Raw genomic sequence first — 16,571 nt, 5'->3', positions numbered from 1 at the left:
GCCCGAAAGTCGGCCGGCAATTGCCGCTCGACTGCGGATGATCTTGCCGTCGCCGCCCGGCTTCTCGCAGGCTTCCACGACGGCAATTCCGCCGAGTGCGGACCGATAGGGACTCCCAGCAAAGTCCGCGTCTGCCCGTTTCTTGCCCGCGTGGATGGACTCGCAGAAAACGCACGCAAGCAATTTATCGCGGTTTTCGCGCAACGACAGCGATCTTAACGATCAAGCAAGTCAAGGCTGCCGCGTAAGGTCGGCATACTGACTACTTTCCGTTGGGCGCGTGCCTACACTCATACAGAGCATTCGATGCCTTCGACCAGATCCGTCCGTTACGAGTGACCTCGTGATACACGGCCACCAAGTAGTAGCACGACGGCAATGGACCTAGAAACTTCTTGACGTCCTCTCGCGACAAGTCAGCGCGAATTCGCTCCTTAGGCTTCAAGACGTACCGCTGCAAACCGACCCCATCCTTCGGTCCGGGGAAGTACGTGCCGAGCGCCTCGCCTAAGGCCTTAGACCTCGGGTCATACAGGTACAGGCTCAAGGCGCTTCCTTGTTCACCACCCAATGCAAGAGGCGTTACCGAAATGTTTCGATCGGTCGCATTGGTGATTTGAACAAAATAACCGCTTCCCGCCCGCCCCACCTCGGCGTTCAACGGCGCGACCTGCGTCTTCGGTGGGCTTGCAACAGCGATCCCGGCCGCAAAGACAAGCGAAGCTAGCGGTAGCAGGCCAAGACACTGGCGTGAGTAGAAGGCTCTCATGATCAACACCCAGGGCTCGCGGCGCAGTTGAACTGACCAGCTTGCACTCTCGCTTGATTGGCGTCAGTCAAAGCACCAAAGCCGACCTCGCCATCGTTGTAACGCATCTCATAGAAGAAGCGCTTCGACATTCCCGAAAAGAACGGATTTGAGGGCGTCAACATCTTTGCATACCCCTCCGCTTCCATCATGTACTGCGGCTGGGTCTTATCCGTATACCGAAATCCGACTCGCGCGTACACCTCGTAGCGCTGAAGGTGTACGTATTCGTGGTAAAGGGTAGATCCAAAATCGTAGTAGTTCAGGTCGAATGCGATTGGGTATACCTCAGTTCGACCGTCCGAGAACGTACTTGCGCGTGGTTGCGAACCGTCTTTTGCAGTGGGCTGCTTCGGGTTGTAAACAAAGCGACGCGGGTCTCCGAGCTTCCCGCGCTCGACCACCGAGCGAAGAAATCCTTGGCGGCCGCCCGGCGCTTTGTCTGCAAACTTCGATACCGCGTTGGGATCCCTGTATTCGACAACCAAGGCGTCTTGATTAGCAGACTGTTCCGGCGCACCCGACATGGCCGCTTGGATCGCGCCGGACACAGCACCGTTTGCAAACTTCCCGCCGCTGACTTCTGACGCCGTGCCCCCTACCAGTGCGCCGATGGCGGCCCTTCCCCACACGGACCCTATCTGACCGATCGCAGGCATTGCCGCCATCGTGAGCCCCGCGGCCAGCATTGAGTGGCCGAAGTTGCCACCCTGTAGCGAGCCCATGACGCCGCCCGCGAATGTCTGGACTGCCCATCCGGCTAACCCGCCACTCGTACCCGCCATCGCAGCGGACACACCGAACCCACCTGATATCAGTCCACTCATCGCTCCAAACACGCCGCCGCGCAAGCTCTGCGACGCAATTGCCCCCGAGGCAAAGCCGCCAGCTACGGCGATGCCCACCGCGGTCCCGTAATACTCCATAGCTACCGCCGCGTACCCGAAATACGCGGCCACGATGGCTACAGCTGCGGCCACCCATTGCCGCTCTTCGACACCTAGCGCGCCCGTTGGGTCTGAGTACCGAAGCGGGTTATTGAGAACATACGAGTACGCATTCCACCCATCAGCAGACGACGCCGACTGTACGACCGGGTCCGCCTGCAAGAATCGGCCTAGCCCCGGATCGAACAGACGCGCGCCCATGTGGATGACGTCGATCTGATCGAACGTATCGTGCCCACCGAAACCCTTTGGCGTGATCGCTGTACCGGTGCCTGCCGCGCTCGGATCCGTAATGCTGCGCCGATCACCGAAGGCGCGATAATCAAGCGAATCCTGCACCGCTCCAGTTGCATCGGTGATACGGATGAGGCTTCCGAGCCGGTCGAAGAATAGATAGTCGTCCCGGATCGTGGTGCCAGTAATGGTTTGTTGGACGACGCCGCCGATCGTTCTCTTGAACGATGTTGCGCCCATGTTCACAACGATATCCACATCGCCGAGCGTGATTGTCGTCTTGCCCCCCTCGACTCGCTTGTAACGGGAGCCGTCTGGCGCATACCAGAAGCGGACCATCTGACCTGAGCCCATCGACACGCGGAACGCCTGGTCGTCCAGGTTGTAGCTGATTGTCCGGTCACGAGTGGAACCGGGAGCGTCTCGCTGGATCTGGTTGCCGTGGTCGTCGTAAAGGTAAGTAGTGGCTTGCGTTCCGGTGGCCTCTTGCGCGGCGAGCGCCGCGTGCGGCCTGGTCGGCGTGAATCCCCCGATCGCCCTTCCGGTCTGAGCCGTCGTGGCGCTGCTCGATGCAGTCCGCAATCTCGGAGAGCTAGGCGGCGTATACGCCGACGCTTCCAACACCGGGTCACCTGGTCGCGGCGGAACCGGCCCCGTACCCGGCGGCAACGGCTGCTCCTCTACTGGGCCAGTGCCCATGGTCGGAGTCGCGATCGTCTCGCACGTGGACCCTGTGCCATAGCTGCGCTTGAGGCCATTGATGGCGCACACGTTTCCGAGACCGTCATACGCGAACGTCTGCAGGGTCTGGTTGACTTGCACGCCATTACGCATCCACGCATAGGAGCGCGTTATGCGATCAACGCTGTCGTACTCAAACTTCTCCGCGTAGCGACCCTCCTTGCGTTGCGAGTAAAGATTGCCGACGGTATCGAATACGTATTCCTCGTCAACCAGCGAGCAGTTCACCCCCGCACAAATGCGATTCAAGCGGCCAGTCTTCGGCACATACGAACGGCTAACCGTTAGGCTGTTGTTGTCGGCACGTGTTTCCTCGGTGATATTGCCGAACGCATCCGCGCTGCGCATGCGTGCGTACGCAGAGCTACACGCCATAGCGCTATCTGCTTCATCAGACCCACAAATCGCGATGACAAAACCGCGCCCATTGAACTGCGTCTTGGTCCAGCGCCCCGTAGCATCTTGCTGCTTGAAGGGGCGAGAAAGCGTGTCGTACTGGATCGCCGCCGAGTACGAGGCGCCGTCAACGGTCCACTTGGTTTGGCTGGGCCGACCGAGCGTGTCGTAAATGTATTCCTTTCGATAGCTGACGACCGTATCGGACGCGGTGCTGTAATTACCCGACGTCGTCTCCGACCATGGGCGTCCCACACTCGCGCCGGGCGCGCCGTCGTAGGTATATGCAGTCGAATACAGGACTGCACCCGACGGGTCGATCGCTCGCGCCGTGATGATGCGGCCTCGGCCGTCGTAGACACGCTCGAGACGGTTGTACGCGGCGTCGCGTTGTGCGACTAGATCTCCAGCAGCGTTGTAGTCAAACCACCGCTCGCCCGAGTCCGGGTCGCGCTGACTGGTTTTACGGCCGAGGACGTCATACGAGAACTCGTTCCTGACCTCGCCTGCGCCAACATTGCGCCGCACGGTGACGAGCCTTCCGGCCGAGTCGTAGTCATTGGCCACGGCAATACCGTTCGCGGCAATCGTCTGAACAACTTCGCCGAGAGCATTTTTCAGCTGCCGCGTCGTACGCATGAGGTCGTCGGTGGTGCTGACCTGAAGTCCCGTATAGGAGTAGCGGGTGAGCGCATTATTAGGTTCCCTGACGGAAGCAACTCGACCGATCGCATCGTAGTTGGTGACCGTCCAGTCAGCCGCGGCTTGACACACGTTGGACGGCAGGTCAGCTAGGTCGTTGGTCGAGACGCCCGGCAGGAAGAACGGATTCGAGATGCCGACTGTTCGACCATAGGCGTCGTACCGTGTGCAACGCGCCACGGCGTCCTGATCGGAGACGTTCTGATTGAACGATTGCGCAACCGTGAGAACAGGGCGGCCGAGAACATCGGTATACGTCCATTTCACCGCAGCGCCGGTGGTAAACGCCTGCTGACGCGCGACGGCGCCCGCCGGGCATGCGACCTGATTCGAGTTCGTGCCGCAGCGGCGGTACCACAGCAGCGTGTACCGCCCGCCCTCGTTTGGACTGCTGGAAGCGGTCGTCTGCTGCCAGGTGTACATCGGGCGCCCTAGTGCACCAGCGCCCGTCCAAGAAGTGACGCCATCAACATTAATGAACTTCTCGGCATTGCCGAACTTGTCGAATGACAGCACCTGTTGCGTCGCGTATTCGGTGGCCGACGTTCCATTCGGCATGAAGGGCTCGACTGCGGTGGTGATCAGTCGCCCTCGGGCGTCGTATCCGACGCGACTGTAGCGATTCACCTGTAGCGGACTGGACGGCAGCGCAGCGAACGATGCCGGGCCACAGCCTTGGCCGGGGAGATTGCTGCACTTGGCGGTGACGTATCGATTGCCGAATGCGTCGAGGGTGTACACCGTACGCAGTTCGAGCGCGCCCCCCACGTTAGGCTCCGTCCGCTCTTCGCGGAGAAGCCCGCCGCCTCCGACACTCATGTCGTAGTCGAAGCTCGTGTGACGCACCACGTCGGGCGTGTTGGGGCGGCGATGCGTGACAGTCGAGGAGGTCATTCGCCCGAGACGCCAGCGCGCCGCGTCATCCGTGTAGACGTTGGATGTGACGACAGTGGCCATCGGTTGCGAGCCGCCACCTTCGAACGTATCCACGGCGGTGGACGTGGCGTTGCCGTGTTCCCCGTAACCAAACGCTGTTTGCGTCCGCTTGAGCTCAGCGCCGCTGTAGGCATCGAAGCTACGCTCGACCGAGCCGGACGTGCGGATCTCGATCGGACGCTGCGCAGCGACCGCGTATTGCGGGGCCTCCCAGATCTGGGTGCTGTCTTCGAAGAGCGTTCCGCCGAGACTCGGAAGCGCCGCTGGCACGGTCGCAAAGCAGCTTTCAGAGAGCGCTCCCGCCACGCAAGGCGATGGGCTGAAGCCCCCCGCAACCAGGCGCTTAGTGGTGTGCTGCGGCACCCCAACAAACGGGAAGTCTTGGCGGTATTCGGTGCGGCTGACGACATAACCGTCGGGATTGTTTGCATCGATGGTTTCGACCGCTGCAAAACCGAGGAAGCCGCGCCCGCCCGCCTGAATACGCGCGCCTTCGTATCGATAGTAGATCGCCGCCTTCGCATCGGGTGCACCCGCTTGTGGCGAGGAGCTGGCCGCCCGGCTGACGACGTACATCGGGCCAGCGAGGTCACGAACGGGCGACCCGCGGCCCCAAGTGAAGGCGTTCCGTGCTCCTGCGCCGCGCCCGTATAGGGCGCCCATGGTCAGCGGCGAGTACGCGATTTCCGTCTCCGCGCCGAGACCATTTGTGATCTTGACGATCGCATCGCGCGGCTTGAAGCGGCGTTCGGGCGCTAAGCGGGAAAAATAAGTCGCGGAATTGCTGTCGCCCCACTTGATGCGCATGAACTCGGCATTGCCATCCCCGTCGAAGTCTTCGAAGAGGTAGCTGTAACCCGCGAGGCATTGAACATCGCCGCAGCCCGTCCACGTGCCGCCAAGTTGCACCGGATCGCTCAGTTTGCCGGACGGGAGCCCCATGCGAGCCACGAACTTCTGGCGTGTGTAGGGGTCCGGGTACACGAGGTCCGCACGTCCATCGCCGTTGACATCCGCCACTTGCAGATATGCGGGGTACGCCTGAACGGCTCCGTAGCCCCCACCGCTCCCGCCGCCCATGACGAAGCCGACGCCGGTGTTGAGGTTGAACGACGACATGCCGTTGTAGTCCCGACCGTGCATAACGACGTCACTCAGACCGTCGCCATTCAAGTCAGCGAAGCTGAGTCCATCGGTCGGGGAGAACTCGATGTTCCCGTAAAGCGTTGCGGTGATCCCGCTCCCGTCGATGCTTTGAACAACGAACGGGAAGGTGTGGGTGCATGTTGAACTCGTCGCAGTAGCAGCGAGGACGCCCTCCGTCGTGTTGGCGATTTGTGGCTGCTGGGGCGGCCTCGGGTCGCCCGGCGGTGGCGGTGTTCCGCCGCCGCCACCAGCGCAGCCGGTGCCGGGCAGATTGACTAGCAAATCCGACCGCGCGTCGCCATTGAAATCATTGAGTTGCTGGTAGTTGTCCTTGTGGTAGAGCCCGCGCACCTCAAAGCAGTTAGTCGTACAACCTCCACCGACCAGATTGATCGGCAGTTCCGAGCCCCATTGATAACCGTACGCCCCGCCCTTCTGCATGAGACGCGCTACGAGTGCACCATTCTTCGGATAAAGAATGTCGATCAGGCCGTCACCGTTCAGATCGGCGTGCTGCGGCTCGTTATCTTTGGTGGATCCCGCGGGAATCGGTTGTGCTAGCGACGCGAGAAGGTCGACGGACGTGTCGAAGGGATTTGAAGGATCACCCGTGGCACGCCATGCGATGTACCTGGCATTCCCGCGCAGAAAAAGGTCATCGCGACCGTCGCCGTCGTAGTCCAGGAGGAACCATGTTGAATCCGCCGCGCTCCACTCGAGTTCCGCCGGCGCGCAATACGGGTTTGGGTTTGCAAACGAGAACGACGGCTGCCCACCCGGCGCCATACGTGACAGGCCCGCGTAGATCAGCTCGGTTGGGCACGCCTCGCCGCTCGACGCATCCTTGATCCAGACGAGATCTCGGCGTCCGTCGCCGTCAACATCGGCGAACTTCATCCCCTCAAACTTGGTCAAGCTACCGTTCGGGATCGAGCCGAATAGTTCTTCGGTATCGAAGCCAACAGACTGGTTGGCGGTTGAAGTCCAGTCGAATTTCGTTGCGCCAAGGCAAACAGCTTCCGTCTGGTCGGCACATTCCTTTACTGACTGGAGTACGGATCCGCTGCTGCCGCCATAGACGTAGCCCAGTGTGTAGTGGCGCACCGGAACATAATTCCCGTTGTACTTGGGATCGACGCGGGAGGTAACACTGGCGAGCCGTCGCGTCTGGCGCGTGATGCCGCCCGACACGTAGCCGCTCGCATCGAACGCAGCTTCGTAATTGAAGTCGAGTTCCGCATAGGGCTGTAGCGGACTGCCGTTCTGACCCGGCAGTACGGTCTTTCCGGTGTATAGGACCTTGGTGAGAAGATGCTCTCCGACGTCCGCATTGGTACCGTCGCCCTTCTCGTAGCGGTAGTCGATGTAGTTGCCCATCGAATCCTGGAAGCGCGTCTGCGCCCACGCCAGGGCGACCGCCTGCTTACCCGGCGCTTGGCTGTTGACGTATCCATCCGGCCGATTCTGAGAGTCGTCGTTGTCGCGGTCGCCATACCACGAGGTGGACCCATCCTTGCGCTCGACGGTAAAGAACTTGGCACCGTTCGCATCCGTGCCATAAGCACAGACCCGCTGGAATGACTCAATTTCTGTGCGGTACTGAACGCCCGTGTATCCGCCGCGAGCCAGACAGGCTGCACCCGGCTCGTCATAGGCAATAAGCCGCTGCCCATCAAGACAGTAGCGATCGTTGGCATCCAAGCTGACGGGCTGCGGGTTTCCGTCAACGGGAACTCCATTTGCCACGAAGTCGGCGGCCTCGCGAGTAGCGCGGCACCGGGAGATTGCCGACAGCCCATTGATCGCCCACCCGCGGCCTAAAACGCCGCTGCCGCCTTGGCTGGAGTAATGAAGTGACAGATGCGGCTGCACCCCGGCCGTACCTGGGGCCGCATAGAGGGGGATGTCGTACGTCGCCGCTCCGGATTCGTCGACACGAAACTCCGCTGGGGTAGCGCCGACACGATCTGACTCGGGATCAGACGGGAAAGGGTAGACCGACAGAGGCGGCAGGCCGGTGGACATCGTGATCGCCCACAGCTTCGGAAAGACCACTCCGAACTGCAGTGCGCCGACTCCAAGTACAACGGCCAGCAGGCCATATGCGAGGCGCGGGCCCCGCAAGAGCGACGATTCCATGCACTTCCCCCATTTCCGGTGGAAGCGCGACTCCCGCAGCGTCCTTGCCCGGCTTGCGGATTTGAGCACTAGTGGACGCTCGGAGCAAATCAGCAGGCGATCGTGCACCGGTAGCGGCACGTCCACTCGTGGCCGAAAGCGGACATCAAATGCAGCGACGACTAGCCGTCGTCGCCTCGCCGCCACAGCGCGCTGACGCTATCGAAGCGGACTTGCCGCTCCGCTGGCTTGATCAGCAGATGCTCGTTTGAGCACAGCCTCGACCATTGCACCCGGATTGATGCCGTCGTCGCTAATCTCGACATCCGGCGTAAGCCAATAGCCCTTGTCGCCCGCAGGCGGCGTCAGAATGAACCGCGGCACCCACAACGATAAGCCCGTCGCAGGCAGATCGATCTTCTGCACGCCCCCGGACTGTTTCCGCCGCACGCTTTGGCCTTCGCCCACCAACGTGCCGAATCCGAAGTCGTGCATGGTGTTGGCGAAGAGAACCGCCGATGAGTAAGTCGTCCGCCCGATGAGCACGTACACCTTCCCTCGAAAGCGATGCGGCTGCTTCGGGTCGGGCGTCGACCAGGTGTCGATCGAGCCGCTTCGTACCTCGCCCGCAACTTCGCCCTTCGCAGGATCGGTGCGAAGGACGCGCTTGGTGTAGGTGGAAGCCCAGCGGTAGGGCTTGTCGGCGATATAGGGCAGGACACCTTCGAGCCAGAGTGCGTCGTCGCCACCGCCGTTTCGTCGCGCGTCGATGATGAGGGTTCGTGTTCCAGCGCGCTCCATCTTTTCGAACGCGCTCGCTGCAAACGTCTTGAACTGCTCGGCGTTCGGCCAAGCAAACGTATTGAGCGTGAGAACGGCGGACTGCTCGCTCCGAAGCTCGAGTGCGAACTGCCGTTCAAAGGATTGCTCCGCTGCAATCACTGCGGGGACAGCAGAACTCGCCGCCATCTTGGTTGGAGTGCGCGTCGACCCATCCAGTCCGATGACGAAGTCGTTGGGCGCGCCGTATACCTTCCAGTAGAAAAACCACCAACGATCGGACAGCAGGCCGGATCGGAACCGCGCACTGTCGCCGTGGACATGGCGAAGCAGCTCGTTGGTGATCGTGCGCGTCGAGACGCCGTTGATCGAGCGGATCGTTCGTCCGGCGAGCGGCGTGGGCGCGCCACCCAAGTTAGCCACGACCCGTACCGCCCCGTCGTTGCTGACCATCACCTCGAATGGGAAAAGGCGGCCGCCGTCTTTCAAGTGGTCCGCGGCCTCATCGCGCCAACTCGGGTAGCCGACGAAGAAGTGCCCATCAGCCAGCACCGGGTTGAGCCGCGACAGGTTGAGCCAGGCCTCATCTCGACTCATTCCGGCCAACGGCCTGGCCGGAACGGCAGCAAGGGCGCTCTTGAGGCGCTTCGGGTCGACCGAGAACGAGGACTCGGGATGCATCGACGCGGCTGCCTGCTGGATCGTTGCGACGTCCGAGGCCAGTGGCGAGGCGGAAGTCGTCGACGGTGGCGACGTGGCGTAGGCGCGCAGGCCGGCGATCGCAAGGAGCGGCGCGAAGAGGCGAACAACGCGGATAGCGGCCATCGGGTCTGTCCAGGGGTGCGTTCGCACCGACGTTGAAAAACTAGCATATAATTTCAACATTGATGGAGGGCGCGATGGACACCCGAGCGATTCGGCACCCCAATCACATTCGCTTGCTGGCCTCGCCGGTGCGGCATGAGCTCGTGGACACGCTGGCAGCACTGGGGGGCAAAGCCACAGTGAGTGAGCTGGCGCTGGAGCTCGGGCGACCGGCGGATGGCCTGTACTACCACCTCGAACTCCTGGCGGAAGGCGGCCTCGTGCGCGAGTTCGTCAACGATGCCGGGGAGCGTGGGTTCGCGATCCAGGGGGCTCGGCGCGCGCCTCTGCGCCTCGCCTACGACCTCTCCACCGACGACGCGCGCGACGCGCTCGCTCAATACGCGAAGGGACTACTGCAGGTCGCCGAACGTGACTTCGGCACTGCGCTGGCGCGCAGCGACGTAGAAGTCGCCGGTCCACGCCGTGAACTGTGGGCAGCTCGCAACAAGGGGTGGGTGGCCGAACGTGACCTCGCCGAAGCGAACCGCCTGCTCGAGCGCCTATGCGAATTGATGAGCCAAACGCGCGACGACGAGCGCACGCGCCTCATGTCGCTCGCATTCGTCCTGGCCCCGGCCCCGCAAAAGGGCAAGAGGCGTACGAAGACAGCGGGTTAGTCGCTGACGACGGACAACTCGCGAGTGCTATGCACAGGGTCCGATGTCCGCTTTCGACCCAAAGGGGACCCGGCGTCTTCGCGACGATGGACATCGAAGAGTTTGGCGCAGATGGGGATTCGCTGCCGCAGGGCACGCAGAGTCTAACGAACGCTGTCTGGCCTTCGTGGCGCCCTTTACGAGTCGTTGCCGGCGGCGCGGGGTGGCGCTAAGGTTGCAGTTGCCAGCCGTTACTAGCCCACGCTCGCGCGGGAACGATAGCAGCCGAGGGGAGCAATCCCGGCCCGTATGGGTCTTGAAGCTCGGTAAACACGGTGCGTAAAGCGGAAGGCCCGTCACTTCGGTGGCGGGCCTTCTCTATTTCTGCGCCGCTCGACGTTGTCGCGCCAGCGACCACATGGCGATCGACGTCAAATTGACGCGACCGCCGTGGGCCGCACCTTCTCGAGGCACGATGAAGTACGCGAATACAAGTGCGCCACGGTTCCGATCGGAAGACCGCTGGACGTCTGCTATTGGCCGAAAGCAGACATGCCAAACGGAAGCGAGTTGCGTGCACCGAGCGGTACCAGTGCGCAGCTGGATCGTCACACGCCATCAAGGTGTTCCGAGTCGCGTGGCCTCCGGAAGCCATCAGCGAACAAGCTCCCCTCGTGGAAGTTGTTACCGAAAACCAACGTGGCTGTGCGTCATGCGAAACCATCAAAACCCGCATCCGTATTGGTTCTGATAGTTTCGCCACTCGCCTGGAAGGTTGCTCTCCGCGCAAGCCCTGCCCGCATTTAAAACGCTTCTGCTTGCCTCCCGAGCTTCAACTTCCGCAGGCTCACGTCGGCAGCCGATGCCACGGCTTCGAGCCGGCCCAAACGGCTTACTAACGTCGCGCTGCCCGCGGTGTCGTCGAATTCGGGGTTTCGTTCGCGGTAGGCGCCGGTAGCCAGCGAGAGTTCGCGGACCGCGCCGACCATCAGTTCAAGGTGGCCAGCCGCCGCGACTACTTCGCGATGCACCCGGTCGAGCGCGAGCATGTCTCGCTGGCGGAACTGTTCCCAAAGGGTGAGCATCCAGCTCTGCGTGCCGCGGGGCACTCCCGTTTCCCAGTCATCCGTCAGGCCCAAGAGGAAGTCGACGGAGACTTCATACAGAGTCGCCGCGTCGCGCAGTAGCCAGAGCGGAACGGACTTCGTATCGAAGGCGGATTCAACCTTCGACAGCTTCGACGGATTCGCGTAGCCGAGGTGTCGCGCCGCATCGCTCTGGCTCATGTTGCACAGCTCACGCGCCTCACGCAGCCGCCCGCCGATCGTGCGCGCGAGAGCGGCCTGAGCGTGCTTGCCGGCGACGACGATTGCCCCCGGCGCCAGGGGCTGGAACCAGTCCGTGTTCTCGACAACGGCGGCAGCTTCGGTGTCAGTGATGTCGTTCATTTGTCCCCTTCGTAAGTTTTTGAGCCATTTCACGTAGAAACCCAACGCCGACTTCGGCCATGGACTTCGCGCCGTCGTGAGGCGGCGGTAGCGTTCGTTCAATGCTGTCCGCCAAGTCGCGGCACCACTGCGCGCGCTCGCGCGGTGTCAGGTGTGGGGTCGGATTCATTCGGTCACCTCGTCTGCGAACCTCATCGTTTTTGGATTGAATGCCACGTTGCGCAGGCCTGTCGGACCGTGCCTGTTCTTCTCGATCCACAGCTGCGCCAGCGTTTGCGGCGCCTGCGGGTTGTGCACGGATGGGCGGTAGAGCATCACGATCTGATCTGCCTCGCGCGTCAGCTCATCGCTGTTGGCGAGATCGCCGGCCTTCGGGCGTTTGTCGTCGCGGCTGTCGACGTCCTTCACCACCTGCGCGAGTGCGACCACCGGCACGCTCAGCTCGCGAGCGAGGTTCTTCAGCCCGCGCGCGACGGTGGCCACCTCGGTGATGCGGTCGGCGCCCGGCACCGTGATGCGCTGTGCGTAGTCGATGAAAATGCAGTCGATGTCGTGCTGGTGCTTCCACTTGCGGGCAACCGCCACGACCTCGTTGAGCGTCGCCGCCGGTCGGTCGTAGACCCACATCGGCCGGTCCTTCGCCATGCGCATGCCGTCGCTCAGCTTCGGCCACTCGTGCTCGTCGATGGCGCCCGCACGGATGCGCGCAGCGGCAACGCCCGACATGGCGGAGATTCGCCGCAGCCCCAGCTGAGCCGCCGGCTGTTCGAGACTGAAAACACCGGGGCGCTTACCGCCCGCCGAGACGCCTTCGACCATGCTGCCCATCAGTGCCGTCTTACCCATGGCCGGGCGTGCGCCGATCACGACGAAGTCGCCGTCGTGCAATCCCCCGGTGAGGTTGTCGTACGTCTTCAGTCCGGTCGAAATGCCCGGCAGGGCGCCGCCGTTTTCGTAGCAGCGAACGACCTCGCTCCACGCGGCCTTCAGCGCTTCCGTACCCGTGTACTCGCAGGTACCGACGCTGTGATTGAGCTGCATCAGCCGCCCAATCGCGTCGCTCACCAGCTGCGATGCGTCCTGCTCAGTCGCGTCGAAACCGTCGTCGACGATTTGGCTTGCCAATGCAATCAGCCGACGGCGCGTCGCTTTCCCCGCGACGATTTCCGTGTAAGCGCCGATATTGGCCGCGCTTGGCGTGGTGCTGGCCAGCTCGATCAGGTACGCACCGCCGTTGACCAACTCCGCCATGCCGTGCGACTCGAACCACTCGCCGAGGGTCACGGCATCGAAGGGCTTGCCCTTGCCAGCTAACCCCTCGATGGCACGGAAGATTTGCTGATGGTCGCGGCGGTAGAAGTCCGTCACCGACAACCGGCTCGCGACCATGGGCTGGGAATCAGGCGCCAGCATCATGCCGCCGAGCACCGCCTGTTCCGCTTCAGCCGAGTGCGGCGGCACGCGCGCCGTAGTCCGGCCGCTCACAGCGTCACCTCGGGGCCCGCATCGTAGGGGGCGTGTCGCGAGCCAACGCGCGAGCGCCCGTTGTAGCCCGTCAGGTAAATCGCGCGGAAACCGCGCCAGCCGTTCTCTGCGGCAACCTTGACGGCCTCCGCCGAGGTGATGCCGGCCTTGCTCGCTTCAGCAACCGTGGACTGCCATGCGGTGCGGGTCAGCGGCACGCCTTTCGCCTTGCGGACGCCGAGCCAGTCGCGGGCGTGCTGCTCGTCAACACCCGCGGCAACCAGCTCCTCGATGCTCACGGCCTGCAGCTTCGGCGTCGGCGCGGGCTTCTCGCGGTTGGAATCGATGACGTCCTCCGTTGCAGTCTTCGGCGCACTTGCGCCAGTGTTGTTCGGATTCGGATTCGGATTCGGATTCGGAGACGGAGACGGAGACGGAGCATTGCTGCTTTGCTCGTCGTGCAGTGCTGCCGTGCTGCTAACAACAGTGCTAGCAGCATTGCTCACTGCATTGCTGCTAGCACGCAGAGATGCCCACTCCGGCACCTGCCGGTCGGCTTGGTCCTCGCCGTGGTGGCGCTTCACGGCGTTCCAGCGCGCCTTAGCCGACCTCACCTCCGCTCCAGCGACCCACGGGTTGTGATCAGCCCAGTCGTGAATCTCGTAGCGGCCAGCGGCGCCGTCCAAGAATCCGACGGCTTTGAGCGCATTTACGAATTCGCCATCGCCACCGAGCCAGTCCACAGCCAGTTCGATGTCCTCATCCGTCATACCGGCGAGCGAGCCACCCGAGCGGTTCGAAGCCGCGAACAGGTACAGACGCACGAGGTGCCAGCACGCAGCGATGCCGAGGCGCTTGACCAGCTTTTTGGTTTTGGGGTGGCTCGGCAGCGAGGTCGAAATGCGCGCGTCCGTCACGGCCATGCCTCGCGACGGGTGGCGCCAGCGGAGGCGACGGTCACGGCATCACCGCCGTGTTGCCTTGCGACGCGGCAGCAATGCGCTCGGGGAGGCTATCGAGCGAGCTGAGGTAGACGTACCGCTTGCGGCCCATGGTGAACGTCGCGAGCAGGCCGCTCTTCGCGTACTCGTGAGCGCGGGTGCGCTTGATGCCGTAGCCCGCGCACGTTTCCACCAGGGGGCCGTAGGGCACGCGCGCGAGCAAGAGGGGGTTTCCGCTCTGCGGCGCAGGTGCCAGCAGATTGCCGGCAGAGGTGTCGCAATTCATACCAACTCCGATCACTTGCTGGCCAAATCCGGGGGTTCGGATTGGTCCGCTGTGAACCTTGTTGGTGTGAAGAGAGTAGGTTTAGAAATGGGACGCGCGTGTTCGCCCGGGATTCTTTACACGTCTGTCGAACGTGCCGCGCGCCCGGCCTTACTGAGACTGCCTAGGCGACCTTCTAAGAAAGCATTCCGCTCGCGTAATAGCTCGATCTGGCAAAGCGCAATTGCAAGCGCGTCTTTCCATTCCTGGGGTGCTCCCGCCTCGGGAAGAGGAACTTCCATTTCTAAAAACATTTTCAAACGATATTCGTCGGGATACTGCCGCTGCGCCTCGAAAGTGAAGCTGTGCACGGTGTGCCCAGGCACTTCGTAAATGCCATCGAAGCTTGCGCGCCAATTTAAGGCGACTTCTTTGTCGGCTTTTTTCGCTACCTTGCTAGTGATCGCCCACGATACGAACCGCTCAACTAAGATTGTCTTTCTTGCCTCATCTGCCCACGGAAGCTCGCCGTCATGCAGCGCTGCAGTGATCCGAGCTCGGCTCCGGCTCTTCGCGACACGAATGTCGTCGTTCTTGCGCATATCACGCTCGGCGTACATGGAGACAGCTTCCTGAAGGCTGATCTCTTGGCCGTATTTATATGGGAGGTGCGCTGTCACAGCGACAGCCCAGCCAGCGCTTTGGCAGCGTGATCGCCGCGAAGGTGACCGTAGTGCCGCTCAATCATCGCCAAGGACGTGCCCGCAAGCTTGGCAACGGTCATGGTGTCAAGGCCGCCAACGATTAGATCGGTGATAGTGCTGTGCCTCAGCGCGTAAGCGGTCGCCCCCTCCGGCAGCTTGGCAGCACGCACGGCGTCCTTAATCGGCTTCTTCCAAGCGTCGGAATTCCAAGCCGATCCATCTTCACGGGCAAAAAGAGGTGCAGCTGGGGTTTTGCCTTTGGCCTGTTCTTTAAAGTATGCGACGTGCTCCTCCGGCAGCTTGATGCTACGGCCGTCATTGGCTTTGTCCGTCCCCACTAGCACCACGCCAGTGCGCGCGTCGAAGTCGTGCACGCGCAAGCTTGCCAACGCCCCGGGGCGCAGCGGCAGCAGACTTAGCCCACGGCACAGCGCAGCAGCATCTCCCGGAAGATTCTCCAAAAGCGCGCGCCGCTGATCGCGATCCAAGTAGATTTGTCGCCGGCCCTTGGCCTCACCCGGCTTCAGCGCGTTCGTCCATGCCAGCGCGGTCGGGACCTCGCCGCGAGCAAGTGCAGCGTTCAATGCAGCGCGGAGCATGGTCATGTCGCGATTAATCGTCGCGGCGGAGCGCGAGTGCGTCACGACCTCCAGACTCTTCATGCCGCCGTTACCCCGCTTGGTGCGCTTGGCGGTGATCGCCGGCATGCCCTCGAGATGCTTCCGCCAAACCTTGACGTGCGATTCGCGCAAACGGGTCAGTTTGATTCCGGCGATAGGCTGATCCTTCACAGTAAGACTGAGCCGGCGCAGCTTCTCCTTGTCGCCGTCGGCGTAGACCTCACACGCCTGCCATACCGTGGGGTCTTGCGTAGAGCCGCCCATGGCCAGGTGCTCAAACCACCTCTCCGCATCACGGCGCGCCGCATCGAAACGCTCGTTGGGCGCGAGCTGTCCATAGTCGCCGAGCGACTTACCCGGCTTCCTGCCGGTGTCCGGATCGTTGAACCTTGCGAGCCAGCTTCCCAGCCCTGCGCTGAGTGTTGAGGGTCGGTAGCCCAGATAACGGCCCTTCGACATCCGCTGCCAGTACGGCTCCTTACTCGGGCGTGCGGCCAGCTTGTTTCGCGCCGCCACCCTGCTCAGATCGGTCATCTTTCCAGGCTCCACGCCCCCTTAGGGACAGTATGGAAAGAGTATGGAAATTCACCGGAATTCACAACGATGCAAACTGCCATATTTCATGCACTTAGGTACGGCGTGAACGCGGATGTACCTCGCCTCTTTGCCTTCACACGGCAAGGGTCACAGGTTCGAACCCTGTACCGCCCACCAGATCGATCGACGAAGCCGCCTCCGGGCGGCTTCGTCGTTTCCGGCTTCCAGTTGGCACGGATGCTGCGAACCGCGACGCTGCGGCAAGCGGCTGTCGCGCACTGGGTCCTCCCGAACCCTCTCGTGGCGCGGCTCACGCCCCAC

9 protein-coding genes are annotated in these 16,571 nt (G+C 62.4%); 1 reads left to right on the top strand and 8 read right to left on the bottom strand.

Annotated elements, in window-relative coordinates; genetic code table 11:
- Nucleotides 1-771 precede the first annotated feature (771 nt).
- Nucleotides 772-7,935: a toxin TcdB middle/N-terminal domain-containing protein gene (locus DWG18_RS04755; RefSeq protein WP_162823706.1), complete on the bottom strand. Its 7,164-nt coding sequence runs from the start codon at nucleotides 7,933-7,935 to the stop codon at nucleotides 772-774.
- A gap of 312 nt (nucleotides 7,936-8,247) precedes the next feature.
- Nucleotides 8,248-9,633, bottom strand: a complete 1,386-nt coding sequence (locus tag DWG18_RS04750) for a S41 family peptidase (protein ID WP_162823705.1) — start codon at nucleotides 9,631-9,633, stop codon at nucleotides 8,248-8,250.
- Between the two features lie 74 nt (nucleotides 9,634-9,707).
- On the opposite strand from DWG18_RS04750, the gene DWG18_RS04745 reads away from it, so the two are divergent.
- A complete protein-coding gene (locus DWG18_RS04745) occupies nucleotides 9,708-10,292 on the top strand; it encodes a helix-turn-helix domain-containing protein (protein WP_205289397.1) in 585 nt (194 codons plus the stop codon).
- 782 nt (nucleotides 10,293-11,074) lie between these two features.
- On the opposite strand, the gene DWG18_RS04740 is transcribed toward DWG18_RS04745, so the two are convergent.
- From DWG18_RS04740 to DWG18_RS04720, 6 genes are all read right to left on the bottom strand, one after another.
- Nucleotides 11,075-11,719, bottom strand: coding sequence for a helix-turn-helix transcriptional regulator (locus tag DWG18_RS04740; protein WP_115645882.1), 645 nt, complete (start codon nucleotides 11,717-11,719; stop codon nucleotides 11,075-11,077).
- Between the two features lie 165 nt (nucleotides 11,720-11,884).
- Nucleotides 11,885-13,204 (bottom strand): replicative DNA helicase, encoded by a 1,320-nt coding sequence (locus DWG18_RS04735; RefSeq protein WP_162823704.1) that lies wholly within the window; start codon nucleotides 13,202-13,204, stop codon nucleotides 11,885-11,887.
- Nucleotides 13,201-14,106, bottom strand: a complete 906-nt coding sequence (locus tag DWG18_RS04730) for a hypothetical protein (RefSeq protein WP_115645878.1) — start codon at nucleotides 14,104-14,106, stop codon at nucleotides 13,201-13,203. Before DWG18_RS04730 ends, DWG18_RS04735 begins: the two co-directional genes overlap by 4 nt.
- A gap of 34 nt (nucleotides 14,107-14,140) precedes the next feature.
- A complete protein-coding gene (locus DWG18_RS04725; protein ID WP_115645877.1) occupies nucleotides 14,141-14,410 on the bottom strand; it encodes a hypothetical protein in 270 nt (89 codons plus the stop codon).
- Between the two features lie 116 nt (nucleotides 14,411-14,526).
- A complete protein-coding gene (locus tag DWG18_RS15225; protein ID WP_162823703.1) occupies nucleotides 14,527-15,009 on the bottom strand; it encodes a hypothetical protein in 483 nt (160 codons plus the stop codon).
- Nucleotides 15,010-15,065: 56 nt separating this feature from the next.
- Nucleotides 15,066-16,247, bottom strand: coding sequence for a tyrosine-type recombinase/integrase (locus tag DWG18_RS04720; protein ID WP_115645876.1), 1,182 nt, complete (start codon nucleotides 16,245-16,247; stop codon nucleotides 15,066-15,068).
- Nucleotides 16,248-16,571: the final 324 nt, after the last annotated feature.

The organism is Lysobacter sp. TY2-98 (assembly GCF_003367355.1).
Lineage (GTDB): Bacteria > Pseudomonadota > Gammaproteobacteria > Xanthomonadales > Xanthomonadaceae > Cognatilysobacter.
This window is presented reverse-complemented; position numbering and strand designations above follow the sequence as displayed.

Bases quoted from the DNA above. Each gene is read 5' to 3' on its own strand.
- DWG18_RS04745 (WP_205289397.1), top strand. From the start codon at position 9,708: ATGGACACCCGAGCGATTCGGCACCCCAATCACATTCGCTTGCTGGCC.
- DWG18_RS04730 (WP_115645878.1), bottom strand. From the start codon at position 14,106: ATGGCCGTGACGGACGCGCGCATTTCGACCTCGCTGCCGAGCCACCCC.
- DWG18_RS04740 (WP_115645882.1), bottom strand. From the start codon at position 11,719: ATGAACGACATCACTGACACCGAAGCTGCCGCCGTTGTCGAGAACACG.
- DWG18_RS15225 (WP_162823703.1), bottom strand. From the start codon at position 15,009: ATGTACGCCGAGCGTGATATGCGCAAGAACGACGACATTCGTGTCGCG.
- DWG18_RS04755 (WP_162823706.1), bottom strand. From the start codon at position 7,935: ATGTCCACCGGCCTGCCGCCTCTGTCGGTCTACCCTTTCCCGTCTGAT.
- DWG18_RS04725 (WP_115645877.1), bottom strand. From the start codon at position 14,410: ATGAATTGCGACACCTCTGCCGGCAATCTGCTGGCACCTGCGCCGCAG.
- DWG18_RS04720 (WP_115645876.1), bottom strand. From the start codon at position 16,247: ATGACCGATCTGAGCAGGGTGGCGGCGCGAAACAAGCTGGCCGCACGC.
- DWG18_RS04750 (WP_162823705.1), bottom strand. From the start codon at position 9,633: ATGGCCGCTATCCGCGTTGTTCGCCTCTTCGCGCCGCTCCTTGCGATC.